At 66.9% G+C, this 25,408-nt stretch carries 23 protein-coding genes and 2 tRNA genes; 13 read left to right on the plus strand and 12 right to left on the minus strand.

Annotated elements, in window-relative coordinates; genetic code table 11:
• Positions 1 to 90 precede the first annotated feature (90 nt).
• A complete protein-coding gene (locus OHQ90_RS13010; protein WP_328410380.1) occupies positions 91 to 957 on the plus strand; it encodes an alpha/beta fold hydrolase in 867 nt (288 codons plus the stop codon).
• Positions 958 to 1,064: 107 nt separating this feature from the next.
• Complete coding sequence (locus OHQ90_RS13015; protein WP_328410382.1) at positions 1,065 to 1,868, plus strand: NAD(P)H-binding protein; 804 nt, start codon at positions 1,065 to 1,067, stop codon at positions 1,866 to 1,868.
• Here the strand turns inward: OHQ90_RS13015 and OHQ90_RS13020 are convergent.
• Together OHQ90_RS13020 and pepN are read right to left on the minus strand one after the other, a co-directional pair.
• Positions 1,846 to 2,781: a LysR family transcriptional regulator gene (locus tag OHQ90_RS13020; protein ID WP_328410383.1), complete on the minus strand. Its 936-nt coding sequence runs from the start codon at positions 2,779 to 2,781 to the stop codon at positions 1,846 to 1,848. The two genes, OHQ90_RS13015 and OHQ90_RS13020, sit on opposite strands and share 23 nt — an antisense overlap.
• A 76-nt stretch (positions 2,782 to 2,857) precedes the next feature.
• Positions 2,858 to 5,440, minus strand: coding sequence for an aminopeptidase N (gene pepN / locus OHQ90_RS13025; protein ID WP_328410385.1), 2,583 nt, complete (start codon positions 5,438 to 5,440; stop codon positions 2,858 to 2,860).
• Between the two features lie 128 nt (positions 5,441 to 5,568).
• Between pepN and OHQ90_RS13030 the strand changes: the two genes are divergently transcribed.
• On the plus strand, positions 5,569 to 6,399 hold the full coding sequence (locus OHQ90_RS13030) for a phosphoribosylaminoimidazolesuccinocarboxamide synthase (protein WP_328410387.1): 831 nt from the start codon (positions 5,569 to 5,571) through the stop codon (positions 6,397 to 6,399).
• A gap of 79 nt (positions 6,400 to 6,478) precedes the next feature.
• Here the strand turns inward: OHQ90_RS13030 and OHQ90_RS13035 are convergent, their stop codons facing one another.
• The 4 genes from OHQ90_RS13035 to OHQ90_RS13050 all read right to left on the minus strand — a co-directional run bounded on the left by OHQ90_RS13035 (position 6,479) and on the right by OHQ90_RS13050 (position 10,417).
• A complete protein-coding gene (locus OHQ90_RS13035) occupies positions 6,479 to 6,967 on the minus strand; it encodes an NUDIX domain-containing protein (protein ID WP_328410389.1) in 489 nt (162 codons plus the stop codon).
• Between the two features lie 188 nt (positions 6,968 to 7,155).
• Positions 7,156 to 8,388 (minus strand): RNA polymerase sigma factor, encoded by a 1,233-nt coding sequence (locus tag OHQ90_RS13040; protein WP_328410391.1) that lies wholly within the window; start codon positions 8,386 to 8,388, stop codon positions 7,156 to 7,158.
• Positions 8,389 to 8,681: 293 nt separating this feature from the next.
• The gene (locus tag OHQ90_RS13045; RefSeq protein WP_328410393.1) at positions 8,682 to 9,083 is read right to left on the minus strand and encodes a YciI family protein; all 402 of its coding nucleotides are present in this window, start codon (positions 9,081 to 9,083) and stop codon (positions 8,682 to 8,684) included.
• Positions 9,084 to 9,202: 119 nt separating this feature from the next.
• Positions 9,203 to 10,417: an NAD(P)/FAD-dependent oxidoreductase gene (locus OHQ90_RS13050; RefSeq protein WP_328410394.1), complete on the minus strand. Its 1,215-nt coding sequence runs from the start codon at positions 10,415 to 10,417 to the stop codon at positions 9,203 to 9,205.
• Between the two features lie 198 nt (positions 10,418 to 10,615).
• Here OHQ90_RS13050 and OHQ90_RS13055 point away from each other — a divergent pair, with 198 nt between their 5' ends.
• Positions 10,616 to 11,254: a mycothiol-dependent nitroreductase Rv2466c family protein gene (locus OHQ90_RS13055; protein ID WP_328410396.1), complete on the plus strand. Its 639-nt coding sequence runs from the start codon at positions 10,616 to 10,618 to the stop codon at positions 11,252 to 11,254.
• A gap of 60 nt (positions 11,255 to 11,314) precedes the next feature.
• On the opposite strand, the gene OHQ90_RS13060 is transcribed toward OHQ90_RS13055, so the two are convergent.
• Complete coding sequence (locus OHQ90_RS13060) at positions 11,315 to 12,439, minus strand: M48 family metalloprotease (protein WP_442941388.1); 1,125 nt, start codon at positions 12,437 to 12,439, stop codon at positions 11,315 to 11,317.
• Positions 12,440 to 12,749: 310 nt separating this feature from the next.
• Here OHQ90_RS13060 and OHQ90_RS13065 point away from each other — a divergent pair, with 310 nt between their 5' ends.
• Positions 12,750 to 13,223, plus strand: coding sequence for a ribose-5-phosphate isomerase (locus OHQ90_RS13065; protein ID WP_328410397.1), 474 nt, complete (start codon positions 12,750 to 12,752; stop codon positions 13,221 to 13,223).
• Positions 13,224 to 13,246: 23 nt separating this feature from the next.
• On the plus strand, positions 13,247 to 14,062 hold the full coding sequence (locus OHQ90_RS13070) for an Fpg/Nei family DNA glycosylase (protein ID WP_328410399.1): 816 nt from the start codon (positions 13,247 to 13,249) through the stop codon (positions 14,060 to 14,062).
• A gap of 44 nt (positions 14,063 to 14,106) precedes the next feature.
• Here the strand turns inward: OHQ90_RS13070 and OHQ90_RS13075 are convergent, their stop codons facing one another.
• Complete coding sequence (locus tag OHQ90_RS13075; RefSeq protein WP_328410401.1) at positions 14,107 to 15,063, minus strand: GGDEF domain-containing protein; 957 nt, start codon at positions 15,061 to 15,063, stop codon at positions 14,107 to 14,109.
• Positions 15,064 to 15,581: 518 nt separating this feature from the next.
• On the opposite strand from OHQ90_RS13075, the gene OHQ90_RS13080 reads away from it, so the two are divergent.
• The 4 genes from OHQ90_RS13080 to OHQ90_RS13095 all read left to right on the plus strand — a co-directional run bounded on the left by OHQ90_RS13080 (position 15,582) and on the right by OHQ90_RS13095 (position 16,967).
• Positions 15,582 to 15,655, plus strand: a tRNA-Gly gene (locus OHQ90_RS13080).
• Positions 15,656 to 15,703: 48 nt separating this feature from the next.
• Positions 15,704 to 15,777: transfer RNA gene (locus OHQ90_RS13085), tRNA-Pro, on the plus strand.
• Between the two features lie 298 nt (positions 15,778 to 16,075).
• Positions 16,076 to 16,492 (plus strand): hemophore-related protein, encoded by a 417-nt coding sequence (locus tag OHQ90_RS13090; RefSeq protein WP_328410403.1) that lies wholly within the window; start codon positions 16,076 to 16,078, stop codon positions 16,490 to 16,492.
• A gap of 70 nt (positions 16,493 to 16,562) precedes the next feature.
• On the plus strand, positions 16,563 to 16,967 hold the full coding sequence (locus OHQ90_RS13095; RefSeq protein WP_328410405.1) for a DUF1801 domain-containing protein: 405 nt from the start codon (positions 16,563 to 16,565) through the stop codon (positions 16,965 to 16,967).
• On the opposite strand, the gene OHQ90_RS13100 is transcribed toward OHQ90_RS13095, so the two are convergent.
• A complete protein-coding gene (locus tag OHQ90_RS13100) occupies positions 16,961 to 17,662 on the minus strand; it encodes an NAD(P)-dependent oxidoreductase (RefSeq protein WP_328410407.1) in 702 nt (233 codons plus the stop codon). The two genes, OHQ90_RS13095 and OHQ90_RS13100, sit on opposite strands and share 7 nt — an antisense overlap.
• 97 nt (positions 17,663 to 17,759) lie before the next feature.
• On the opposite strand from OHQ90_RS13100, the gene OHQ90_RS13105 reads away from it, so the two are divergent.
• A complete protein-coding gene (locus OHQ90_RS13105; RefSeq protein ID WP_328410409.1) occupies positions 17,760 to 18,482 on the plus strand; it encodes a TetR/AcrR family transcriptional regulator in 723 nt (240 codons plus the stop codon).
• 161 nt (positions 18,483 to 18,643) lie between these two features.
• On the opposite strand, the gene OHQ90_RS13110 is transcribed toward OHQ90_RS13105, so the two are convergent.
• Entirely contained in the window at positions 18,644 to 19,873 is a 1,230-nt protein-coding gene (locus tag OHQ90_RS13110; protein ID WP_328410411.1) for a serine hydrolase domain-containing protein, read from the minus strand.
• 325 nt (positions 19,874 to 20,198) lie between these two features.
• On the opposite strand from OHQ90_RS13110, the gene OHQ90_RS13115 reads away from it, so the two are divergent.
• Positions 20,199 to 21,110 (plus strand): cupin-like domain-containing protein, encoded by a 912-nt coding sequence (locus OHQ90_RS13115; protein ID WP_328410413.1) that lies wholly within the window; start codon positions 20,199 to 20,201, stop codon positions 21,108 to 21,110.
• A gap of 80 nt (positions 21,111 to 21,190) precedes the next feature.
• On the opposite strand, the gene OHQ90_RS13120 is transcribed toward OHQ90_RS13115, so the two are convergent.
• Complete coding sequence (locus OHQ90_RS13120; RefSeq protein WP_328410414.1) at positions 21,191 to 22,105, minus strand: hypothetical protein; 915 nt, start codon at positions 22,103 to 22,105, stop codon at positions 21,191 to 21,193.
• Positions 22,036 to 24,504, minus strand: a complete 2,469-nt coding sequence (locus OHQ90_RS13125; protein WP_328410415.1) for a phosphoketolase family protein — start codon at positions 24,502 to 24,504, stop codon at positions 22,036 to 22,038. The genes OHQ90_RS13120 and OHQ90_RS13125 overlap by 70 nt, the downstream gene beginning before the upstream one ends.
• A gap of 290 nt (positions 24,505 to 24,794) precedes the next feature.
• Here OHQ90_RS13125 and OHQ90_RS13130 point away from each other — a divergent pair, with 290 nt between their 5' ends.
• Positions 24,795 to 25,370, plus strand: a complete 576-nt coding sequence (locus tag OHQ90_RS13130) for an FKBP-type peptidyl-prolyl cis-trans isomerase (RefSeq protein ID WP_328410417.1) — start codon at positions 24,795 to 24,797, stop codon at positions 25,368 to 25,370.
• Positions 25,371 to 25,408 lie beyond the last annotated feature (38 nt).

Consider the following 25,408-nt stretch of genomic DNA (forward strand, 5'->3'; position numbering starts at 1 on the left):
CCCGGTCACGCGGGTCGAGGTCGTCGAGACCGCTGACCCACCGATAGACCCTTCCCGATCAGAAACAGTTCACACCAACAGGAGAATGACATGACCAACGTTCGCCACAACACCATCGAGATCCAGGGCCTGCCGGTCTTCTACCGTGAAGCGGGCGACCCTTCCAAGCCGACACTTGTTCTGCTGCACGGCTTTCCGACCAGCTCGGCCATGTTCCGCAACCTGCTGCCCGAGTTGGCTGCGGATTACCATCTGATCGCGCCGGACCATATCGGCTTCGGCCAGTCGGCAATGCCGTCGGTGCTCGCCTTCGATTACAGCTTCGAGAAGCTGACCGAGATCACCCTGGAACTGCTGGACACCTTGGGCATCCAGCGGTTCGCCCTCTACATCCAGGACTACGGCGCTCCGATCGGGCTGCGGATCGCTTCCCGCAACCCCGCGCGCGTCACCGCGATCATCACCCAGAGCGGCAATGCCTACCTGGAGGGTTTCACGCCGTTCTGGGAGGTGCTCTTCGCGCACGCCAACGACCGGGCCACCCACGAACCCGCCGTGCGCAAGCTGCTCGATCTCGACGCGACGAAATGGCAGTACACGCATGGTGTTCCGGCCGACCGGCTGGCGCTGGTCAGCCCCGACACCTGGACTCTGGATCAGCACTACCTGGATCGCGCCGGCAACAAGGAGATCCAGCTCCAGCTGTTCGCGGATTACAAGCTCAACCTCGACGGCTACCCGGATTTCCAGAAGTACTTCGCCGAACACCGGCCGCCGGTCCTGATCGCCTGGGGCGAGCACGACGAGATCTTCGGTCCCGACGGCGCCCGCGCTTTCCTGCGTGACCTGCCCGATGCCGAACTGCACCTGCTGGACGCGGGCCACTTCGCACTGGAGACGCACGGCCCCGAGATCGCCGCGCTGATCCGCGACTTCCTCGGCCGCAAGCTCGGCTGAGTCGAAAGACGAACGGGGCGTGCTCATCACGAGGGTGGGCACGTCCCGGTGTCTGCCCGCGAAAGTGCCCCTTGCGCGATGCCCGGCAACCTGCGAACAGTAGGGAGATGAAGATTCTGGTGACCGGCGCGACCGGGAACATCGGCCGAATGGTCGTCGATCATCTGCTGGCCGCTGGGGCCGAGGAGGTACGGGCGCTGACCAACAACCCGCGGCGCGCTGCACTTCCCGCCGGTGTCGAGGTCGCCGACGGCTACCTGCGCCGCGTCTCGTCGCTGCCCGCGGCCTTCGCCGGTGTGGACCGGATGTACCTCGCCCCGGTGCTCGAGACCGTGGACGAGGTCGTCGCGCTGGCAAAGGATGCGGGCATCCGGCACATCGTCGACCTCTCGGGTGACGAACACACCGAATGGCAGCCGATCGCCACCGCCGTGGCGAAGTCCGGAGTCGACTGGACCCACCTGTACGCCGGCGAATTCACCGAGAACACCCTCATGTGGGCGGACCAGGTCCGCTCGACCGGTGAGATCCGCGAGCCCTACCCCGAGGCCGCGAACGCCCCGATCACCATGGACGACATCGCACGAGTGGCCGCCACCATCCTGCTGTCCGACGGACACGAAGGCCGAATCCACCACCTCACGGGCCCGGAAACCCTGACCAGAGCCGACCGGGTCCGGCAGCTCGCCGAAGCTATCGGTGGCCCGATCGACTTCGTGAAAGTGTCACGCGCAGAAGCGATCCAGCGGCTGACGCCGACCATGGGCGAGTACGCCGAATGGTATGTCGACGGCCTCGAGATGATGGTCGAGCATCCGCAACAGCCGACCACCGCGGTCGCCGACATCACCGGGGCTCCCGCCACTACCTTCGCTCGGTGGGCAGCGGCTAACGCCCACCTGTTCCGCTGACGATCTGTCCGGCGCCGACCGCGCCGGGGAAGTCCGCGGCGACCTCCAGGATCGTCTGAACGAAGGTTCGGATGTAGACATTCTCGGCCGACGTGAGCCAGGTGAGTCCGAAGTCTATTGTCGGGGCGTCGTGAAAAGGGACGAAGGCGAGTTCGGGGCGGCTGTAGTAGTCGGCCGAGTGAATGGAGGTGGGGCAAACCGCTTTACCCGCGCTCACGAGGGAGAGGACTTCCTGCCACGCCGTGGTCGCCGGGCCCCGCGGGATGGGTCGGCCCAAGGGAGTGCGGCGCGGCAGGTGGAAGTCGAGAAAATACTGCGGCGGCCCGTCGATCGTGATCAGGGGGTAGTCCGCAAGGTCCTCGAGAGACACCGATTCGCGACCGGCAAGGGGATGTGCCGCCGGAACGGTGAGTGCGCGCGGATGAGAGAAGATGACGGGGCCGGTCGTGACATCAGGTTCGTCGGCAGGAAATTCGGTGAGCTGAAGGTCGAGCTCACGAGTACGCAACGGCCCGAAGCGGTCGTTGAGCGCCGCCTCTTGGATCTGAATTTTGCATGCGGGGTAGCGCGTCTGGAACAGATTACCCGCCGCGACGATGAGGTTGCCGCACCAGGCGCCGGAGAAGCCGACCCGCAAGACCCCGGTGATGCCGTGCCCGTTCGCGGTCGCTTCGGCGATCGCCTGTTTGATCCGCTGGTAGCCGGGGGCCAGATCGTCACGCAGCTGACGTCCGACCGGCGTGGGTGTCACCTGACGGCTGGTGCGCACGAACAACGGTGCGCCGACCCGGCTTTCCAGCTGTTTGATCACCTGGCTGATGCGTCCCGGGGATACCCCGAGCCGCTCTGCTGTCCTGCCGAAGTGCAGTTCATCGGCCAAGACCAAAAATATCTCGATTTCGCGAAGCTCCACGCTGCTCCCGACGAGCGTGCTCGCCCACCGCTGTGGTGGACGAGCACGCCTCGTTTCGCCGATCCGCCGTTGGTCTCTACGACTCGACGTCGAACGCGCGGGCGCGCAGCGAGCGCTCGATGCCTGCTTTGCCTTCGGTGACCAGGCGGCGCAGTGCGGGCGGGTGATCGCCCGCAAGGAATTTATCGGCCGCGGCGACGGCGTCCGCGCTGATCGCCCAGGCCGGGTAGAGGCCGATCACCACGGTTTGCGCCACCTCGCTGGAGCGCCGCTCCCAGACACCGGGGACCTCGGCGAAGTACCGGTCCACATAGGGCGTCAGCAGCTCGTTCTGACCGGCCGGTGCGAAGCCGCCGACAATCGAGCGAGCGGTGATGTTGGCGACCGAATCGTCGCCCATCACCGTCGCCCAGGCCTGCTCTTTCACCTCGGCGATCGGTCGCGCCGTCGCGGCGGCGGCGGCCTGCCGCTTGCCTGCTGCGGTCGGGTCGTTGGCCAGTTCCTGGTCGATCACCGGGGTGCCCGTGCCGTCGGCGTCGATTTCGCCCGCGGCGGCGAGTGCGGTGACGATCCGCCAGCGCAGGTCGGTGTCGACGGTCAGGCCGGGGAGGCCGACCTCGGCGGGATCGCCGTCGAGCACCTCGCCCAGCACCTCGGTATGCCAGGCGGACAGTTTGGCGCCGGTGAGTGCGTTGACGAAGGCGAGTTGGTGGTCGGAGCTTGGCTCGGCCTCGCGGGCGAGCTCGAGCAGACGGTTGGCGAACTCGGGCCAGCCGGTGGTCGCGGCCCAGGTGGGATCGGCGTAGCTGCCGATGGCGGTGTTGGCCTGCATCAGCAGCCTTTGCACCACACCGATTTCGGTCTCCGCTCCGATGCCGCGCTGGACGAGTGCGACGAAGTCGCGCGCCCGCATCTCGGCCTGCCGTGTCATTTCCCACGCGGCCGACCACGCCAGGGTGCGGGGGAGTGGCTGTGCGATATCGCCGATGCGGTTCACCAGCACGTCGAGCGAATCGGGGTCGAGGCGCACCGAGCAGTAGGTGAGGTCGTCGTCGTTGACCAGCACCAGCTTGCCGCGCGCAACGCCGACGAGTTGGGGGACCTCGGTGCGCTCGGCGGCATCCAGGTCGATTTCGATGCGTTCGGTGCGGACCAGCTTTCCGTCCTGGTCGTCGTAGACGCCGATGGCCAGACGGTGCACGCGCCGCTCGCCCGCGCCGGGCGCCGCGCCTTCCTGGACGACCGCGAACGAGGAGAACGAACCGTCGGCGGCCACTTCGAAGTCCGGGCGCAGGATATTGAGGCCGGTGGTCTTGAGCCACTGGGTGCCCCAGGTCGACAGGTTACGGCCGGACGACTTCTCCAATGCCCGCAGCAGGTCGTCGAAAGTGGCATTGCCGTAGGCATGTTCGGCGAAGTACGCGCGCAGCCCGGCCAGGAACGGCTCGAGGCCGACGTATGCGACGAGCTGCTTGAGCACGCTCGCGCCCTTGGCGTAGGTGATGCCGTCGAAGTTCACCTCGACCGCCGCCAGATCGGGGATGTCCGCGGCGATCGGGTGGGTGGAGGGCAGCTGGTCCTGCCGGTAGGCCCAGGACTTCTCCACATTCGCGAACGTGGTCCAGGCACTGGTGTATTCGGTGGCGTCGGACTGGCACAGCACCGAGGCGAAGGTCGCGAACGACTCGTTGAGCCACAGGTCGTCCCACCACTTCATGGTGACCAGGTCGCCGAACCACATGTGCGCCATTTCGTGCAGCACCGTCTCCGCGCGCCGCTCGTAGGAGGCGCGGGTGACCTTGGACCGGAAGACGTAGTCCTCCAGGAAGGTCACCGCGCCGGCGTTCTCCATGGCGCCCGCGTTGAATTCGGGCACGAACAGCTGGTCGTACTTGCCGAAGGCATACGGCACGCCGAAGTTCTTGTGGTAGAAGCCGAATCCCTGCTTGGTCTCGGTGAAGAGCCGGTCGGCGTCCATGTACTCGGCCAGCGAGGCGCGGCAGTAGATGCCGAGCGGGATGGCGCCGTGGTCGTCGGTGTAGACATCGGTCCACGCGGTGTACGGTCCGGCGATCAGCGCCACCAAGTAGGTGCTCATCTTCGGGGTGGTGCGGAAGATGTGCTTACCGGGGTCGGCGGCAAGGGTTTCCACGACAGCGCTGTTGGAGATGACCTTCCAGTCGACAGGCGCGGTGACCGAGATGTCGAAGGTGGCCTTGAGATCCGGCTGGTCGAAGCAGGCGAACATACGCTTGGCGTCGGCGGTCTCGAACTGTGAGTACAGGTAGACGGTGTCGTCGGTCGGATCGACGAAGCGGTGCAGGCCCTCACCGGTGTTGGAGTACTCGCAGTCCGCCTCGACCACGAGCTCGTTGCGCTCGGCGAGGTCGGTCAGCGTGATCCCGGTGGACTCGTCGTAGTCGGCGACATCGACCGGCCGGCCGTTGAGGACCGCCGAGCCGACCCCGCGCGCCACGATATCGATGAAGGTGCTCGCACCAGGGGTGGCGGTGAAGGTGACCGTGGTGCGGGAGGAGAACGTCTGCTCGCCCGGTTTGCCCGCCCCGTCGGTCAGGTCGAGTTCGATGCGGTAGTTCTCGACCGACACTGTCGAGGCGCGTTCGATCGCCTGGTCACGAGTCAGGTTGGGTGCAGACATGAGTCTCCTTCGTTGGTCGAAGAACTGTGCCCGGGCAGGCACGACAGTGACCACAATGCCACCTCGGTAAGGTTGCCCGCGCGGGACTTTTTCACATAGACCCTATCGACCAGGATCGGAGCTGCGACGTGAAGCACATCCACGCGGGAAAGGTGCGCGACCTCTACGAGGACGGCGATACCCTGCTGCTCGTGGCCACCGACCGGGTGTCGGTGTACGACGTGTCGCTGCCCACCCCCATCCCGGACAAGGGCAAGCTGCTGACCCAGTTGTCGAACTGGTGGTTCGAGTTCTTCGCCGACATCCCCAACCATGTGCTGTCCACCACCGATGTGCCCGCCGAATTCGCAGGTCGCGCCATCCGGGTCAAGCCGTTGAAGATGGTGCAGGTCGAATGCATCGCACGCGGCTACCTGGTCGGCATGGGGCTGCGCGAGTACCAGCGTGACGGCGCGGTTTCCGGCGTGCGGCTGCCCGCGGGTCTGCGCGAGGGCGACAAGCTGCCCGAGCCGATCTTCACTCCGACCACCAAGATCTCCGATACCGGTCACGACGAGTTCATGACCTTCGACGATGTCGTGAATCAGGAGGGCCGCGAGGTCGCCGAGCGGCTGCGCGATCTGACCCTGGACCTGTACTCCCGCGGCGCGGCGCACGCGGCCGAGCGCGGTGTCATCGTCGCCGATACCAAGGTCGAATTCGGCTGGGACGGTGAAACGCTGACGCTCGGCGACGAGGTGCTCACGTCGGACTCGTCGCGCTTCTGGCCTGCCGCCGAGTGGGAGCCGGGCCGCCCGCAGCGCTCCTTCGACAAGCAGTTCGTCCGGGACTGGTCCACCTCGACCGGCTGGGACAAGGAGCCACCCGGCCCGGAAATCCCCGCCGACATCGTCGAAGCGACCCGGCAGCGCTATATGCAGGCCTATGAGTTGATCACCGGAAAGACCTGGAGCGCGTAGCGCGTAGCGCGCAGTTGCGGCGCGGGCGGGCGCCGTTCAGTTCCGTGGTGAACGGTGGGATGGGTGTGCAGGTGTCTGCTCAGGCCGGTGGGCCGGTGAGATGTTCGGCAAGGCGGTCCACATACGGCCGCTGGCCGGTGCCCAGTTTGTCCTGTGCGGTGGCAAGGTCGAACCATGCCGCGCGGTCGATTTCCGGGAACAGTGCCATCCGACCGGAACGTGGTGGCCACTCCATCTCGAATGTTCCCGGCACCACCTGTGCCGGATCCAGGTCCGCCTCGATCGCCCACACGGTGAGGTTCTTTGCGCTCTTGCCGCTGCCGTAGCGCACTTCACCCAGCGGTATCCACTCACCGTCCGGCACAGGCAGACCGAGCTCCTCGGTGAACTCGCGACGCGCCGCAGCAGCGGCGTCCTCGGTGTCCGGTTCGTACTCGCCTTTCGGAATCGACCAGGCGCCGTTGTCTTTACGCGCCCAGAACGGTCCACCCATATGTCCGATGAGGACCTCGGTTTCGCCCGAGGTCCGGCGGAACAAGAGAATTCCCGCGCTGTATTTGCCTGCCACAGCAAGCAGTCTGCCCTGCACTGTCGGGACGCTCCGGTCGGACACGGCGGTTGCGGCCCCCGCATCGCAGAGCCGCGTTCGCGCTTGCCTTCTGATAGGTGTTCCGCACCCGTCGGGAACCGACGCCGCTGATAGGTCGAGAGGCGGGAAGTCGACGAGCCGATCATGATGCCGACGAGTTCGGCCGGTCAGTGCTCTGGAGGCATGCGGCGGAGTCGGGCGGCGCGGATGGTCAGGTAGTCGCGCTCGGGGGTGCTGGTGGTGCGGCCCGCTGCGGCGGTGTACGAGGTGATGGCGGCGTCGACATCGCCTGCCATTTCGTAGAGGTGGCCACGGACGGCGTCGAGCCGGTGGTTGCCCGCCAGTTGGTCGTCGAGGGTGTCGGCCAGTTCGAGACCGGCGGTGGGGCCGTGCACCATGGCGGTCGCGACGGCGCGGTTGAGGGTCACCATCGGATTCGGGGCCATGCGTTCGATCATGTTGTAGAGCACGAGGATTCGGGGCCAGTCGGTGTCCTCGGGGCGTAAGGCCTCGGCGTGCAGGACGGCAATCGCGGCCTGGAGTTGGTAGGGGCCCGTGAGGCCACGTGCGAGGGTGCTGGTCGTCAGCGTCATACCTTCGGTGATCGCCGCGCGGTCCCACAGCGCGCGATTCTGCTCGGTGAGGGGAATCAGTTCGCCATGCGCCCCGGTGCGCGCGGCGCGGCGGGCGTCGGTGAGCAACATCAGCGCGAGTAAGCCGGTGACCTCGGTGTCCTCGGGCAGCAGCCGATGGATGGACCTGCTCAGGCGAATCGCCTCGGTGGACAGATCGGTGCGATGCAGATGCGGACCCGAGCTGGTGGTGTGGCCTTCGCTGAAGATCAGATAGAGCACGTGCAGCACCACGCCGAGCCGTTCCCGCCATTCGGCGTCGCCCGGTCGCGCGAAGGGGCGATCGACAGTGGACAACCGCTTCTTGGCGCGCGAGATACGTTGCGCCATAGTGGTCTCCGGCAACAGGAAGGCGTGGGCGATCTCGCTCGTTGTGAGACCCCCGACGGCGCGCAGCGTCAGGGCGATCGCGCTCGCGGAGGATAGTGCCGGATGGCAGCACAGGAAGAACATGGCAAGCGTGTCATCGCGATCGACTGCTTCCGCGCCGGACACGTCTCGCTCGAAAACCGTTGTCTCCCTGCGCCGCCGGGTCACCTCGGCGCGCACCACGTCGGTCATCCGGCGCTGTGCCACCTGGATGAGCCAGCCGCGCGGGTTGTCCGGCAGTCCCTCGGTCGGCCATTGCGTCGCCGCCGCGATCATGGCCTCCTGCAGCGCGTCCTCAGCAGTGTCGAAGTCACCGAATCGGCGCACCAGGACGCCGAGGACCTGCGGTGCGAGTTCGCGCAACAGATCCTCCGTGCCGACAGGCAGTGTTCCGGTCACTGTGCGATTGTCCGCGACGCGACGATGTGGGACAAGATCACAGCGCACCTGTCCGCCTGGTAGGTGCGCAACGATGTGAAGTGCCCTCGCCAGTCGCTGTGGTGAGCCGAGCGGTGGTGTTCCCGGCTCGGCTGGTCATGCGGTCCTGGCGTCGGGGTTTTCGGTGGTGTCGCCGGCTCGGCCCGTCGTGCGGTTCTGGCGTCGGGTTGTTCGGTTTCGGCGCTGGGTGGTGCCGTCTGCGCCGCGGGGTTCTAGTGCAACGCTGATCCGGACGGCCGCCGCGCCGGGTCCGGTCACTGCTCGCTGGCAGGAGCGCCCATCACCGCACGCACCTCGATGTGCTCGCCGATCGGCTTGCCTCCGGGGCCGGGGGCTGCCGATGCTTTTGCGGCGATCTCCACTGCGCGCTCGGGGCTGTCCACGTCGACAATCCAATACCCGGCCAGGAACTCTTTGGTCTCCGGGAACGGTCCGTCGGTGATCACCGGCGCGGACCGCCCGTCCGAGCTGACCAGCTGCGCCTGGTCGGGTCCGGCCAGGCCCTGCGCGTCGACGAGCTCGCCGGACTTGGCCAGCTCCTCGCCGAGCATCCGCTGGAAGTCGATGTGCGCCTGGATCTCCTCGGGCGTCCACTCGGTGATCGGGGTGTCGCAGTGGGCGGCGGGGCTGTAGGTCTTCAGCAGCATGTACTTCATGGCACGGCTCCTTGCCGTTCGGTGCGTCCATGCGACGCTCTCGAGGTGAGGTCGGAGCCCGCGGTCCCGGTTCGACATATTCTGGGTGTTCGAAATGTGATTCGCATCACAAGAATTGGTCAGAGGGGCGTGGAGGTGTCGGCGAGCCGTTCCGGGTCGACCTGTTCGCCGATCAGGTCCTTGATCCGTTCGGTCACATCCCAGACATTGACGTTCATCCCGGCGAGCACCCGGTTGTCGGCATCGAGCCAGAACGCGACGAACTCGCGCTTCGCCAGATCGCCGCGCACCACCACGCGCGCGTAGTCGCCGGGTGCGGCGTACCCGGTGTACTCCATGCCGAGGTCGTATTGATCGGTGAAGAAGTAGGGCATGCGGTCGTAGGACGCGGACTTGCCGAGCATGGTCGCGGCCGCGACGGCGGGCTGGTTGAGCGCAGTCGCCCAGTGCTCCACCCGAATTCGGCGCCCGAGCACAGGGTGCTGCTGCTCGGCGATATCACCGACGGCGACGATATCCGGGTCGCTGGTGGCGAGGCTCGCATCGACGAGCACCCCGCCGTCGACGGCGAGCCCGGCATCGGCGGCCAGTTCGATGTTCGGCCGGGCGCCGACCGCGACCAGCACCGCGTCGGCATCCACAACGCTGCCGTCGCCGAGCCGTACCCCCGTGGCTGTCTCGTCGTGCGTGACGATCTCGGTGACCTGAGTGTCGAAGCGGAAATCGACTCCGTGCGCCCGGTGCAGATCCGCGAACGCCGCGCCCATCTCCGGTCCGAGCGCCCCGAGCAACGGCAACTCGGCGGTTTCGACAATCGTCACCTCGACCTGGGCCGCGCGCGCCGCGGCGGCCACCTCCAGCCCGATCCAGCCCGCGCCGATGATCACAATCCTGCGGGCCTTGCCGAAGAGGTCGATGAGGGTGTCGGAGTCGGCGATGGTGCGCAATGTGTAGACGTTGGGGGCTTCGGCCCCCGGAATCGCCACCCGACGTGGCGTCGAACCGGTCGCCAATGCCAGCTTGGTGTAGGGCAGTGTCGAATCGTCCGGCAGCGTGACGGTCTTCGCCACCGGATCGATCGCGGTGACGGTGGTGCCGAGCCGCAGATCGATGTGGTGGTCGCGGTACCACTGCGCCGGATCCACGGTGAAATCGGCGAGCGCTTTCTTGCCTGCCAGATGTTCTTTCGACAGCGGTGGTCGTTCGTAAGGCAGGTGCTCCTCGGCGGCGATCACTGTGACGGCCCCATCGAAATCGTTGTCTCGCAGCGCTTCCGCGAGCTTGGCCGCGGCCAGCCCGCCGCCGACGATGACGAAACGCCGATCAGAGGTCATTGCGGACTCCTTGTCGAGAGGGAACCGGACTCCTGCGCTTTCACCCTACTGGGACAGGTCGTCGTCGTTCTCGAAAACGACCCACCGGAAAAATGGACCCGAAGTCGGGAACGAATCGCGCGATCGGGTGGTTGGCCCAAATGGCGGCGAGGCGAATTTCCGCCGCGCTACGAGCATGCGATCGAGAGGAAGCGACCTGTGAGCGCCGAAAAGGATGTTGCCGACTTCTGGTTCGACCCGCTGTGCCCATGGTGCTGGATCACCTCGCGCTGGATCCTCGAGGTCGAGCAGGTGCGCGATATCGAGGTCCGATTCCACGTCATGAGTCTGTCGGTGCTGAACGAGGGCCGGGATGGTTTGCCGGAGCAGTACAAGGAATTGCTCGCCACCGGCTGGGGCCCGGTCCGGGTCGCGATTGCCGCGGCGCAGGAGCACGGCGACAAGGTGCTCGCGCCGCTCTATGCCGCCATGGGATCACGCATCCACAACCGGCGCGCGGAGTACGAGCGGGAATCGCAGGCGGAATTCCTCGCCGCCGTGATCGCCGATTCGCTCGCCGAGGTCGGCCTGCCCGCCGAGCTGGCCGAGGCCGCAGAAAGCACCGACTACGACGAGGCGCTGCGCAAGAGCCACCACGAGGGCATGGACAAGGTCGGCCCCGACGTCGGCACCCCGACGATTCACATCAACGGCAACGCCTTCTTCGGCCCGGTGCTTTCCCGGATCCCGCGCGGCGAGGAGGCGGGCAAGCTCTGGGACGGCGCGGTCGCGTTGGCGTCCTACCCGCACTTCTTCGAGCTCAAGCGCACCCGCACCGAAGACCCCGCCTTCGACTAGACGAGCTGCTCGCCGTCGATCGGTGGCAGCGCAGCATGCGATGCCACCGATCGCACCCGGTTACGGCACGGGTTTCGGCGGTAGCGCCGGGACTTCGCCGTAGCTGCTCGGGTAGTTGGCCGCCGGGGGAGCGCCCGCGGGTCGACTCGGACGCAGGAACATATTGCCGTGCCTGCTGCGATCACGCAGCGCCCACATGCGCCAGGTCAGCACCGGGTGCGAGGACATGGCGTTGACGATCCAGATGAAGAAGCCCTTCTCGACCGCCGCCCGGTCGGCCATCTCGTCGTAGCCGACGAGGGTGTTCATGTACTTGCCCGCGGCGAGGGTGCCCATGGCCGTCGGCGCGCCGAGGTGCCGGTAGCAGTAGCCGTGATTGTCGGCGGTGTACTCCTGTGCGCGGATCAGCGAGCTGCCGAGGATCGGCAGGAACGGCACCAGGTACATGCCGAGCTGCCGCCAATAGGACACATGGCCCGCGGCGATATGCCCGACCTCATGGCCGATGATGAAGGCCAGCGCATCGGGTTCCCGCGCCGCCCCGCCGACTTCGAAGAGATCGCTGTAGACCGTGACGAAGCGGCGAAATCCGTGCCCGGAGGCGAAGGCGTTGATCTGGCCGTTGCCGAGCAGCACGTAGGCGTCGGGCACCTTCTTCATACCGAATCTGGCTGCCGCCTCGACCACCATCCGATAGCCCTCGGGAAATTGGGTCGGCGACATCTTGACGCCGTTGACCCGCAGACTCGCGAAGGTCTGACCGCGCACCAGCCACACCAGTAGCGGCGCGGCGAGAAACAACAGGATGTACTGGTTGATGGTGCCGAGCGCCGCGAACAGGATCGCGAACATGAACGTGACAACGGTGAGCATGACGACGACGACCAGCAGCGGAATCTCCCAGCTGTGCCGAGCCGGCATCCCGAAGGGCGACAGCCCGCGCGGCTGCTGTTGCGGCGGCACCGCGGGCGGCATCGGGGCCCCGCCGTACGGTGCGGGGCCGTAGGGAGCCGTGGGATAAGGACCGGTGGGGTAGGGCACGCCCGGATAGGGATTGGGCAGCGGCGGATACTGCGTCGAGCCGTAGGGTGCCGCGTTCAGGTCCTGAGCCTGTGCCCACCCGGCCTGCTGCGGGGTGTAGGGGTCGTCCGGCGGGCCTGCCTGCTGGGGTTCGTGCGGCTGCATGGGAAGAACTCTATTCAGAATCCGGTCGGCGGGTCCGGCCATCGGTTCCGTCGACCGGTGGGCCTCGATCGGTGGCCGGCCCGGCTCGGGCGCTGGATCAGCCTGTGGCCGAGGATCGTTGGGCATGGGAAGCTACTCTGTCCAGTCGGCCGGATGGGCTTGCCGTATGCGGTGTCGGGCGACCATCGGCGCCGGCGCGCATCGTGCACGAATTGGTTTCGGGGGAGGGCGGTGCGGGTGTCGACCCGTGCCGTGTCGTCTCCCGATCCCTCTCGCGACCCCGCCGAAGCGGCCTGACACAATCGCTGCCATGCGCGTATACCTGGGTGCCGACCATGCCGGTTTCGAACTGAAGAATCTCGTCAAGGCCCATCTGGAGCAGGCGGGCCACGAGGCCGTCGATTGCGGCGCCCTCGAATACGACGCTGTCGACGACTACCCCGCGTTCTGCATCGAGGCGGCCCGCCGCACCGTCGCCGACCCCGGCAGCCTCGGGCTCGTCTTCGGCGGCAGCGGCAACGGTGAGCAGATCGCCGCGAACAAGGTGCCCGGCGCCCGCTGCGCTCTGGCCTGGAGCGTCGAGACCGCGAAGCTGGCGCGTGAGCACAACAATGCTCAGCTGATCGGCATCGGCGGCCGCATGCATTCCACCGAGGAAGCACTCGCCATCGTCGATGCCTTCCTCGCGGCCGAGTGGTCCGATGAAGAGCGCCACCAGCGCCGCATCGACATCCTCGCCGAGTACGAAAAGACCGGTGTCGCACCGGCCGTTCCCGCGTACTGATCCGGGCGCGGTCGTCATCAACTGTGCCTGAGGGACATACGCTGCACCGTCTCGCGAAGCTGCATCAGCGGCGCCTCGCGGGCGGTGTGGTGCGGGTGTCGAGCCCGCAGGGGAAGTTCGCGGCCGGGGCCGCGCGGGTCGATGGCCAGCTGCTGGTGCGGGCCGAGGCGTGGGGCAAACACCTACTGCACCACTACGAGTCGGGGCTCGTCGTGCACGTGCATCTCGGACTGTACGGGAAGTTCACCGAGGCGCCGGTGCCGATGGGGGAGCCGGTCGGGCAGGTACGGATGCGGATGTTCGGCAGCGGATCGGGCGAGCTGCCCGGCTTCGGCACCGACCTGCGCGGCCCCACTGCCTGCGAGGTGTACACCGACGCCGAGGTGGCGGCGCTGACCGATCGGCTGGGCCCCGACCCGCTGCGGCGCGGCGCCGACCCGGATCGGGCCTGGCAGCGAATCCATCGCTCGCGCAGGCCGATCGGCGCATTGCTGATGGATCAGCAGGTGCTCGCCGGTGTCGGCAACGTCTACCGGGCGGAACTGCTATTCCGGCACGGCATTTCGCCACAGCGGCCAGGGACTGCGCTGAGCGCCGACGAGTGGGCCGCGATGTGGACCGATCTGGTCGCGCTGATGCGGGTCGGTGTGCGGGTCGGCAATATGGTCGTCGTCCGGCCCGAACACGACCACGGTGAACCGTCCTACGCGGTCGACCGGCCACGGACCTACGTCTACCGCCGTCCCGGCTCGGCATGCCGTGTCTGCGGCGCTCCGATCCGGCATGCCGAGCTGGAGACGCGAAACCTGTTCTGGTGCCCCAGCTGCCAAGCAGGCTGACCCACAGCCGCGGTGCGGATGTAGAAACGCTGCGCGGGTCATCCTCAGCCTGCGACGGCCGTCTTGATCTCCGGTTCGTCGGATTCGGCGAGTGCGAACCGCTTGCCGCCCGCGGTCTTCGCCGAGTACATCGCGCGATCTGCCCGGCGCAGCAGGTCGGTGAAATCGCAGGGGCTGCCCGGTGCGCAGTAGGCGGTGCCGACGCTGGCCGAGACCGGCACCGGCCCGGCCGTCGACCACACCGGGTCGCGCAGCGCACCGACGATCTGGTGCGCGAGATCGCCGAGGGTGTTGTGATGTGGATTGGTAGCGAGCACGAATTCGTCGCCGCCGTAGCGGCAGATCACGGTGTCCGGCGGACAGATCTCACGCAGCCTGCGCGCGAGCTCGACGAGCACCTCGTCACCGACCGCGTGGCCGAAGCCGTCGTTGATCTGCTTGAAGCGGTCCAGGTCGATCAGCAGCAGGCCGACGCCGCGGGTGGGATCGGCCGCCATCAGCCGGACCTGGTCCTGCAGCAGTGTGCGGTTGGCCAGATCGGTCAGCGCATCGTGGGTCGCCTCGTGGCGCAGCCGATGCTGCAACGCGGCAATTTCCTGCACCCGCAGCGACACCGCGGCCGAAATATGTTGTTCCTGCTGCGCGAGTGCGCGCTCCTGTAGGGCCTGGGCATAGCTGTCGATGGCTTGGCTGGCGACCAACGGCCAGCGCGTGGCGACCAACGATCCCGGTGCGCCCGCCGGGAAGCCGAGCAGCCACCTGGTGGCCTGCGCCAGCATCCTGGTCCTTTCGAACGGGGCCTCGACCAGCCGGGCGCCGAGCATCCGCGCCTCTGGCACGGGGAACGGCTCGGACTTGGCCAGTTGCAGCAGTCGTTCGATGATCTCGATCAATACCGGCTCCAGTTGCCTGGGTGCCGCGTGGGAACCCGGCTCGGCGCAGACAGCACGCGCCCAGGCTCGGGCCATGGCGGCTACCGGGGGCTCGATGTCGGTCGCCATCGCACTCACCCGGCACAGCTCGAGTCGGTAGCGCGGTGTGTTGAACCCACACCGGCGCCGGCCTCACCCCGATCGTTCCCACTGCCATGCGGCTGTGTCCACCTTGCCTGGTGCACGCTCACCGCCCCCTTTCCAGATACCCCCGTCCGGCAAAAAGGATCCTAGCAAGCCACCCGGCTTCGAAAAACGCTGTTTTACAACGTGTTCCCGAACCTATACGAATGGCGATCGGGTATGTCATCGCTATCGATGCTCGGACGTTACACACGAATCTCGTTCGCTGGGAAGTCGCGAACCGACACGCCGACGGCGCGCCGGAGCGGGTCCGAAGTAGGAGCGAACCCACTCTGCTCGTCGGCTATAGCCGCGACCTACAACCAGTGGTCAACGCGGGGCGGTACCGGCGAGAACGATTGCGGCGCACCGGTCCGCGTGGGGCGATTAGCGCTTCCGAAGCGACGTTCGGTACAGTCGGTACGCACACGGCATCGTGGCGATCCCATTGATGTCGTATGCCTGCGGGTGTAGTTCAATGGTAGAACCTCAGCCTTCCAAGCTGATGGTGCGGGTTCGATTCCCGTCACCCGCTCCACACAGGGTTATTCATCCTCTGCGGCGGCCGATACCGCCGCGAGGGCAACGGGGTGTAGCGCAGCTTGGTAGCGCATCCGCTTTGGGAGCGGAGGGTCGCAGGTTCAAATCCTGTCACCCCGACAACAGTTCGACAGCAATGTTCTCCGGCCTGTCGGCCAGGGCGTTGCCGTGATCGGCCACCACCACCCGGTTCCGGCAGCGGGTCACCCCACCCCTCGGTTGTAGCTGTTGGGCGTGCTGGGAAGAAGCGGTGCGGTAGCGGCCGGTGCATTCGGCGTCCCGAGCTATCTGTTACCGACCTCGGGTTCGATACGGATGTGGTTCGCAGCTGGTTCCCAGGCTGGTCTTAGAATTCGCGGGTTCGATCCCAGGTGTCGTTGATCGACATCGGATTCACCCACTGGGAGAGGTTTCGAACATGAGGTCCACATCGAGTCGTATCCGGATCGCCGTGGCGGGCGGCGTGTTCGCCGTCGGTGCATCGGCGGCGCTGCTGGTTCCCGGAATCGCCGCGGCAGCGCCGGGCGGGCCGGGCCACCTGCTCGCCGAAACGACGTGCTCCTTCGCTCAGGTGGATGCCGCGCTGCACGCGGCGGCCCCCGAGTTCGCTGCCCGCCTCGACGCCAACCCGGAGCGCAAGGCGAAGCTGGAGCAGTTGCTGAATCTGCCGCCCGAGCAGCGCAAGGCCGCCATCCAGCAGCGTCTCGACGATCCCAAGGTCAAGGAGCGCATCGAGGAGCACCGCGGGAAGATCGAGGAACGCCGCAACGACCCGCGCTTCACCGAAATGCGCGACAAGATGCAGACCGCGGCCGACACCTGCCACAACTACTGAGCGCGAACACCCGCCGTCGCCTGCCGCAACACGGCACGCGCCGGCGGGTGTCTGTGTTTGGATTATTTGCATGTCCTATAAGGCCGACCCACGCGTCGACGCTTATATCGACGCGCTACCCGAGTGGCAGCAGCGGATCTGTCACGAGGTTCGCGAACTGGTGCACGAGGCGGACCCGGAGGTCGCCGAGACGGTCAAGCGGACCGTCCAGCCGTATTTCGTGCTGGATGGCAATATCTGCGCGCTGCTCGCGGCGAGACTGCACGTCAATGTGTTCCTCTACGACGGCGCCATCGTGCCGGACCCCGAGGGCATCATCACCGCAGGTCACGACAACAAGACCGCGCGCACGGTGGCGATCCGCGAGGGGGAAACCCTCAATGCTCCGGCGCTGTTGACCATGGTCCGCCAGATCATCGCCAACAACCGCGCCGGTGGGTGGCGAAAGCTGAAGGCGCAGGAGTTGGGTCAGTAGCCGATCGTGAAGCGTCGCTGCACGAATCGCGGCAGCTCGGCCTCATCGAGCAGCGCGATGGCGGCGTCCTCGATCGAAATGCGGCTGTGACCGTCGGCATCGAGCACCGGCTGATCGCCGCCGACGCGGTAGCGGCCGGTGCGTTCGCCCGGTGCGATCAGTTCGGCGGGGCTGAAGTAGGTCCACCACCGGTTCGAACTACGCAGCACGGTCAGTGCGTCGCGGTGCCCGCGCACCGCCGCCGCGTACTCCCGGGGCAGGCCGACGCTGTCGAGGGTGTCGGTGAGGCGCTGGTCGTCGTCGGCGGTGACCCGGCCCGGCGCGAATTCCAGGCTGCCCGCGCCGCCCACGACGATCAGGCGGGTGCGTGGATGGCTGCCGAGCGCCTGGACCAGCGAGCGAGCCGCGGTCGCGTAAACGGTCGGGTCGGCGATCGATGTCGCCACCGTGCCCGCGAAGTCCGTTGCGGCATTGCCTGGCTGATAGCAGCTGATCAGCACGTCCATCCCGGGCAGGGCGGCCGCGACGGCGGCGCTGTCGAACACGTCGAGGCTGCGCCAGGCGACGTTCGGCTGATCGGCTGCCTGTCCACTCGCATCTCTGCTGAACGCGGTGACGTGATGGCCGCGGGCTACGGCTTCGGCGTGCACCCGCCTGCCGATAGTGCCGGTCGCGCCGATGATTCCGATGAACACGGTTCTCCTAGAGCTGTTTGGTACGGCGTGTAAAAACTATACGCTGTGAAGTTTCTATGCAACGTATAGTTTCTGCACGCCGCTGTAAAGTGGCTCCGTGGCCACTGCGGCGCCGAAGAGGCGGGAACTGCGACGTTCCGAGACGACAACCGAGATCAAGCAGGTTGCCCTGCGCCTGATGGCCGACGGTGGACCCGGCGCGATCACCCTGCGGGCGATCGCCCGTGAGATGGGCATGACCGCCAACGCGGTCTACAGCTACTTCGCCACCCGCGATGACCTGGTCACCGCGCTCATCAACGACGTGTACAGCGAACTCGCCGACACCGTAGAAGCGGCGCGGGACGCCTGCCCGCCGGCCGACCCCGCAGGCCGAATCCTGGCCTGGGCCTGCGCCTTCCGCGAATGGGCTTTGGCCAATTCCGAGGGTTTCCGCCTCATCTACGGCGATCCGGTGCCCGGCTATCAGCCACCGGCGGGCGGTGCGGCCCCCGAGGCCGAGCATCGAGTGTGCGCGGGTCTCACGGGCCTGGCGGCAGGCGCTTGGCCGCATGCCGAAAAGCTGTACGCGGACAGCGGCTTCGAGTGGTCGGACTTCGACGACGAACTCGTCGGCGAGGTCGCGCAGGACTTCCCGGGATTGCCCCCGGCCGCCATCGCGATCGCGCTACGCATCTGGGGCCACCTGCACGGCCTGGTTTCCTTGGAGATCCTCGGCCACCTGCGCTCACAAACAAACGCCCCGGACAAGCTCTACCGCAACGAAATCGGCCACCTCGTGCGCTCCCTCGGCCTCACACTGCCGAAACAGCCGACCTGACCGGCCGTCGACCTCAGGGGCCTCCGCAGCAGACCGTGTATCCACGCCGAGCAGCGTCCTGTCGTTGCCGACGGTCGGACTGGTCAGCTCGCCGCCGCGGTGGTGCCGAGGTGACCGGAGGTGCTCGGTGTCTGCCGAGGCGGGCGGCGGGCTCGGACCGGTCAGCTCGCCGCCGCGGTGGTGTCGAAGCGACCGGAGGCGCTGTCGGTGTCTGCCGAGCGCGCGGCGCGCTCGGACATGGCGGCGAGCATGGGTAGGCGGGCGTCGCCGAGTGACATGGCGTGGTTGCCGAGGTGGTTGGTGACGAAGCCGATCGATAGGCCGAGTCGAGGTACGGCGATGCCGCCGGAGCCGCCGATGCCGAAGTGGCCCAACGCATGCCTGGTGAGTTTGGCGCCGACGATGGCGCGGTGGTAGCCGAGGGCGAAATGGGGTGCGGCGCCGAGGACGTAGTCGTAGCGGCCGTTCGGCGGCATCTCGGCGATGCGGCGGGTGGTCTCGGGCCGCAGCAGGCGGCGGTGGCCGACCATGCCGTCATTGGCGATGGCGCCGTACATCTTGGCCAGCGAGCGTGCGGTGAAAACGCCATTCCAGCCGGGCATCATGGCGTCGTAGGGACGCCGGCCGAGGGTCATGTCGGCCCAGCCGTCGTAGATGGCGCTGCGCGCCGAGCGGACGATTCGCACCGCCGCGAACGGGGCGATCAGCGTGTCGAAGGGCACCCCCGCGACGCCGAGGCGGGGTGCGAGCCGGGTCAGGCGGTGACGCTGATGCTCGGGCACACCGAACCAGAAGTCGTTGTCGCCGAGCGGTTCGGCGAGTTCGTTGCGTACCACCTCAGGAAAGCTGCGGCCGGTGGCCCGCTGGGCGATCTCCGCGACGAGTGTGCCGAAGGTCAGGCCGTGATAGCCGGACGCGCGCAATCGCATCGGGTCGGGCGCGGAGGCGGCCATGGCGGCCGCGACGGCGTCATGGTCGAGCAGGTCGTCCAGGTTCTCGACCAGGCCGCGGGTGCGCTGCAGCCCGGCACGATGGTTGAGCACTTCACGAATCGTGATGTCCGCCTTGCCGTTCGCCGCGAACTCCGGCCAGTAGGTCGCCACCGGCTCGTCCAGGTCGAGCACGGCGCGTTCGACGAGGCGATGTGCGATGGTCGCCGCGACGCCCTTGCCGGTCGAGTACGACAGCGCCATGGAGTCCGCCCGCCAGCGTCGGTCGGTGTCGGCCCAACCCGCCCAGATGTCGAGGACAGGCTCGCCGTGCAAGTAGACCGCAAGCCCGCCCCCGCCCTGACTCTCGCGGCGAAACATCGAGAAGAACTTGGCGGCGACCGTGGTGAACCGGTCGTCGATCACCATGTGGCCTGGCGCGTCGATGCTCGCAGCGGGCATGGTCAGACTCCTTTGTCTGTCAAAAACGCCTGCAAGCTGGCATGTAACAGTTGCAAGCAGCGTGCTAACGCAAACTGTAACGGGTGTCACTTACGGGCGGCAATGGTCGCTTGCTCAACCGCGGTCGAGACCGCTGCCGCCCGGCGGCACGATGCCGCGAGCCCCGGCACGGAGTAATCACGCGTTTGCTGTCCTCACCAGTGGGGCTTTCCCGCAGTCCTCGTCTGCTGCAGCGGATGTAGCATCGGCCGAGGGCGCGCCGATAGTCGCGTCGAGCAGCCGGCCGACAGGCGGTGGGCACCTGATTTTGTTGGAAGATTGGGACATGACCAAGGGTTACGACGAGAGGCCGGCGACGCTGGCACCGATTTTCTTCGCCAGTTTTGCGTTCTGGCTCGGTCGGAGCGTCCGAGATGCTGTGCAGCCGTCCACGGGCGGTCAACAGAATATCGAGGTGCCTGCCAAGGACTTCCTGCTCGAGGAGGTCTTCGACAAGCAGACCCCGGTCGTCTTCCGTGGTGTCGCCAAGACCTGGTCGGTCTTCGAGAACTACCAGCCCCAGGAGCTGCGCAGCAAGTACGGCAGTGAGAAGGTGGCCGCGCTGACCAGCACGACCAACGTGTTCACTCAGGAAACCTCGCCGGTCGAGGTGCTCGAGTACCGCGAGGTCATGGACGCCGTCTTCGACCAGCCGAAGCCGGGCAAGAACTACTACTCGCGCTCCGCGGCGGATCCGCGTCCCCTGGCCGATCAGCTGCCCGCGCGCGTCGGCAACCGCGCGCAGAGCACGGCGGCCAGCAGCGTGTGGATCGGGCAGCAGGGGAACCTGACTCCGCTGCACAACGATCCGTGGCACGGCCTGCTGATCCAGTTGCACGGCCGCAAGCGGGTCCGGTTGTTCCCACCGAACGAATACCGCAATGTGTACGGCAAGGTGCCGTTCAAAGCCTCGGATCCCTACACCGGGCTGCCCGACGAGTTCGAGCCGGATCGCAACAGCTTCGAGAAGCTGCGGCACGCGTCGTACTACGACGTGGTTCTGGAGACCGGTGACATTCTCTACATCCCGATGTTCTGGTGGCACCAGGTCGAATCCGTCGACCCGGCGATCTCGTATGTCGCCCGCTATAACCCGAACTACTTCGAATTCATGAAGGCGGCCTTCTTCCCGATGGCCATGCGCGGCCTCCTGCGCATCGTCGACAGTGTCAAGGGCGTGTTCCGCAAGAAGAAGTGATGTCCACCGCCGCGGCGACCAGCGACTGATTCCGGTCGCTACCCGGCTTCACCGGGTAGTGACCGGCTTGTTTTCGGCGGTCAGAGCCGAGGATCGACCGGCTCGGCTTCGAGGGCGAGGACCGCGAAGACGGCTTCGTGGACACGCCACAGCGGTTCGCCCGCGACGAAACGATCCAGCGCCTCCAGGCCGAGTGCGTACTCGCGCAGCGCCATCGACCGCTTGCGGCCGAGGCCGCGAGTGCGTAGGCGTCGAAGGTTGTCTTCGCGCAAGTACTCCGGGCCGTAGATGATCCGAAGGTACTCGGGTCCACGGCATTTCACGCCCGGCTGGACCAGCCGGTCCGCCGCGGTGCGCACCAGCGCCTCGACCGGCTTGACGACCATGCCCTCACCGCCCGCAGCGGTCAGCTCCGACCACCACGCGGTGGCCGCTGCTTCGCAGTCGGGCTGTGCGAGGTCGACGATCATCCGTGCGGTCGCGGCGAACAGATCGCTATCCGCCGCGACCAGTCGGTCGACCCGCTCCAGGTGCCAATCATGGTCGCGCACCGCGTAGTTGACGCCGTCGGCGGCCAGGACCTGGAACGGGGCGAGCCGGAGTCCGGCCAGCCCGTCGACCGGCCAGCAGTACCGGCCATAGGCGGTGGTGAATGCGTCCGCGTCCGACTTGCGGGCGGCAGTGCGATCCGCGGGGTCGGCGATGTCGAGGCCACGGCCCGCTCCTGCGGCCAGCAATTCGGTGGCCGCGCCGAGCGAGGCCCGTGCCGACGCACCTACCGCCGCATATTGGTTGCGCAGCAGGCCGGCCGCCTTGGCCGACCACGGCATCAACTCGGTGTCCAGCAGGAGCCATTGACTGTTGAGCTCCTCAGCCGGGCAGGCGCCGCAAGGAAGTTTCGCGGTCCCGGCGGCCGTATTCTGCGTCAGAGGCTGAGCTTCGGCCAGGTCCAGTCGGCGACAGCGGGGATGTCCTCGCCGTGTTCGCGGGTCCATGCACGCGCATTCCAGCGGGCGTCGACCATCTCCTGACGCAGGCCCGCTGCCTTGTCCCGCAGTGTCGGCACCCGATCGACGACATCCATCACCAGGTGGTACCGATCGAGGTCGTTGAGCATGACCATATCGAAAGGAGTTGTCGTGGTGCCTTTTTCCTTGTATCCACGCACGTGCATTCCGTCATGGTTCGCGCGACGGTAGGTCAGGCGGTGGATCAGCCAGGGATAGCCGTGGAAGGCGAAGATCACCGGACGGTCGCGAGTGAACAGGGTGTCGAATTCGCTATCGGGCAGGCCGTGTGGATGTGCGTCGGGCGGCTGCAGCCGCATCAGGTCGACCACATTCACCACCCGGATGCGCAGCTCGGGCAGCCGCTCGCGCAGGATGGCCGCGGCAGCAAGGGTTTCCAAGGTCGGCACGTCGCCTGCGCAGGCGAGTACGACATCCGGTGTGGTGCCGGGATCGTCGTTGTGCCCGGCCCAGTCCCAGATGCCTGCGCCGCGGGCGCAGTGCACGGCGGCATCGGGCACCGAAAGCCAGTCCGCCTGTGGCTGTTTGCCCGCCACCACCACATTGACGTAGTGCCGCGAGCGTAGACAGTGGTCGAAGGTAGACAGCAGCGTGTTCGCGTCCGGTGGCAGATACACGCGCACGATCGATGGCTTCTTGTTCAGCACCACGTCGAGGAATCCGGGGTCCTGATGAGTGAATCCGTTATGGTCCTGACGCCAAACATGCGACGACAAAAGGTAATTGAGGCTGGCGATGGGACGTCGCCACGGAACTTCCGCACTGGCGTCGAGCCATTTGGCGTGCTGGTTGAACATTGCGTCGACGATATGGATGAACGCCTCGTAGCAGGTGAAAACTCCGTGCCTGCCGGTGAGCAGATAGCCCTCGAGTAGGCCCTGACACATGTGCTCGGACAGCACCTCGATCACCCGGCCGAACCGGTCGAGGTCGACGTCGAATTCGCCCACCTCCGCCTGCCAATTGCGCCCGGTGACCTCCAGGATGTCCTGCAGCCGATTGCTGGCCAGTTCGTCGGGCGCGAAGGTGAGGAAGTTGTCTGTATTGCCCGCGGTGACGTCGCGCAACCAGCCGCCGAGCACTCGGGTCGCTTCGTGACTGCTCGCGCCGGGTGACTCGACCTCGACGCCGTAGTCGCGCCAGTCCGGGAGCCGAAGATCGCGAACGAGCGTGCCGCCGTTGGCAATTGGATTGGCGCTCATCCGTCGATCGCCGCGCGGCACCAGCTCGCCGAGCACAGCCACCGGTCGGCCCGCTTCGTCGAACAACTCTTCCGGTCGATAGGAGCGCAGCCACTGTTCGAGCACCGCTCGGTGCCGGTCGTCGGTACGCGCGGCGGGCAACGGCACCTGATGTGCACGAAACGTGCCCTCGACCTGATTGCCGTCGACCACCGGTGGGCAGGTCCAGCCCTTCGGTGTGCGCAGCACGATCATCGGCCAGATCGGGCGCACCCCGTCGGCACCCGCGCGCGCGGCACGCTGGATCTGCCGGATGCGGTCCAAGCAGTCGTCCATGGCGGCGGCCATCGCCTGATGCACGGCCGCCGGATCGTCCCCCGAGACGACGATCGGTTCGTAGCCGTACCCACGCAGTAGCATCAGCAGCTCGGATTCCGGAATGCGTGCCAGGACCGTCGGATTGGCGATCTTGTACTGGTTCAGCGCGAGGATCGGCAGCACCGCGCCGTCGCGGCCCGGGTTGAGGAACTTATCGGCGTGCCAGCTGGTGGCCAGCGGACCCGTCTCCGCCTCGCCGTCGCCCACTACGCAGAAAACGGTGAGATCCGGATTGTCGAGCGCCGCGCCGAAGGCATGCAGCAGCGAATAGCCGAGTTCGCCGCCCTCGTGAAAGGAGCCAGGCGTTTCGGGCGCGCAGTGACTCGGCACGCCGCCGGGAAAGGAAAACTGCGCGAACAGCGCACCCATCCCCGAACCGTCCTGTGGCACATGGCTGTAGAGCTCGGAATACGTGCCCTCCAGCCAGGCACACGCATTCGGGCCCGGCCCGCCGTGCCCGGGCCCCGCGACGAACACCGCGTTCAGATCGCGCTGCTGGATGGCCCGATTGGCGTGCGCCCAGACCAGATTCAAGCCGGGCACGGTGCCGAAATGTCCGAGCAGCCGCGGTTTGACGTGCTCGGCCCGCAACGGTTCCCGCAGCAGCGGATTGCTCATCAGATAAATCTGGCCGACCGCGAGATAGTTCGCCGCCCGCCACCACGCGTCGATCGACTCCAGTTCGCCGCGGTCGAGCGGACCGGGCACTTGCGCCAGCCGATAGGGCCGCGGCGCGATCGTCGCACCGCCACTGCTGTCGACATTGTCGGCCGAGGTATCGCCCCCGACATTGGCCATCTGCGTCATACGCCGACTCTCCTCACGCTCGGGGCATCGGGAGCGGTACCGGAGGAACCGCTGTCGCCGGGTCCTGCACGGTTGTCGAAGAACGATCGACAACACCGGATGGAGAATTCCTCGTCAGGCTACCGGCAGTCGGACGGCAAGTCAGGGGTCTGTGCACGGCATCGGCTCCCGTGCCCGCCGTAGCCGCCCAAACTGCGGGCTTTGTCCCTGCGTGACTGTCGAGCGTTCGACCCGCCGTGTGGTCAGGGCGGCACGATGCCGGTGGCCGCGCGTGGATTAGGGTGCGCCGCATGCAAATACTCGGCAGGATCATCGGCCTCGGCGCCATCGCCGCGGCTGCGTTCGCACTGACCGCGTGTGGGTCGGGGGACGACAACAACTCGGCGTCCGCGACGACCACCGCGGCGGCGAAGACGTCCTCGTTCGCGGCGGGCGCGCCGCAGAGCAAGGGTCGCGAATGCACCGCCGACGACATCAAGGTCGACGGTGGGTTCGGCGCCAATCCGAAGATCACCATCCCCGACGATTGCGACCCGCCCAAGCAGCTGATCGTCAAGGACCTGGTCGAGGGCAGCGGACCGGGCGCGGTCGCGGGCCAGCAACTCACCATGAACTATTCGCTGGTCACCTGGTCGGACAAGAAGAAGCTCGACAGCTCCTTCGACCGGGGCAAGCCGTTCCAGCTGCCCCTCGGCGCCGGGCAGGTCATTCCCGGCTGGGACCAGGGCTTGGTCGGTGTCCAGCAGGGCACGCGGCGGCTGCTGATCATCCCGCCGGACCTCGGATACGGCGCGGGTGGCAACGGCATCAAGCCGAACGAGACTCTCGTTTTCGTCACCGACGCGGTCACCGTTCCCAAGAGCTGATCTTTCGCCTGCGACTCGCAAGCAGCCGCTGGGACGGT

Source organism: Nocardia sp. NBC_00403, assembly GCF_036046055.1.
GTDB lineage: Bacteria > Actinomycetota > Actinomycetes > Mycobacteriales > Mycobacteriaceae > Nocardia.

Coding starts and splice junctions, on each gene's coding strand:
- OHQ90_RS13010 (WP_328410380.1), top strand. CDS start 91: ATGACCAACGTTCGCCACAACACCATCGAGATCCAGGGCCTGCCGGTC.
- OHQ90_RS13015 (WP_328410382.1), top strand. CDS start 1,065: ATGAAGATTCTGGTGACCGGCGCGACCGGGAACATCGGCCGAATGGTC.
- pepN (WP_328410385.1), bottom strand. CDS start 5,440: ATGTCTGCACCCAACCTGACTCGTGACCAGGCGATCGAACGCGCCTCG.
- OHQ90_RS13045 (WP_328410393.1), bottom strand. CDS start 9,083: ATGAAGTACATGCTGCTGAAGACCTACAGCCCCGCCGCCCACTGCGAC.
- OHQ90_RS13050 (WP_328410394.1), bottom strand. CDS start 10,417: ATGACCTCTGATCGGCGTTTCGTCATCGTCGGCGGCGGGCTGGCCGCG.
- OHQ90_RS13060 (WP_442941388.1), bottom strand. CDS start 12,439: ATGCAGCCGCACGAACCCCAGCAGGCAGGCCCGCCGGACGACCCCTAC.
- OHQ90_RS13065 (WP_328410397.1), top strand. CDS start 12,750: ATGCGCGTATACCTGGGTGCCGACCATGCCGGTTTCGAACTGAAGAAT.
- OHQ90_RS13075 (WP_328410401.1), bottom strand. CDS start 15,063: ATGGCGACCGACATCGAGCCCCCGGTAGCCGCCATGGCCCGAGCCTGG.
- OHQ90_RS13090 (WP_328410403.1), top strand. CDS start 16,076: ATGAGGTCCACATCGAGTCGTATCCGGATCGCCGTGGCGGGCGGCGTG.
- OHQ90_RS13095 (WP_328410405.1), top strand. CDS start 16,563: ATGTCCTATAAGGCCGACCCACGCGTCGACGCTTATATCGACGCGCTA.
- OHQ90_RS13110 (WP_328410411.1), bottom strand. CDS start 19,873: ATGCCCGCTGCGAGCATCGACGCGCCAGGCCACATGGTGATCGACGAC.
- OHQ90_RS13115 (WP_328410413.1), top strand. CDS start 20,199: ATGACCAAGGGTTACGACGAGAGGCCGGCGACGCTGGCACCGATTTTC.
- OHQ90_RS13120 (WP_328410414.1), bottom strand. CDS start 22,105: ATGGACCCGCGAACACGGCGAGGACATCCCCGCTGTCGCCGACTGGAC.
- OHQ90_RS13125 (WP_328410415.1), bottom strand. CDS start 24,504: ATGACGCAGATGGCCAATGTCGGGGGCGATACCTCGGCCGACAATGTC.
- OHQ90_RS13130 (WP_328410417.1), top strand. CDS start 24,795: ATGCAAATACTCGGCAGGATCATCGGCCTCGGCGCCATCGCCGCGGCT.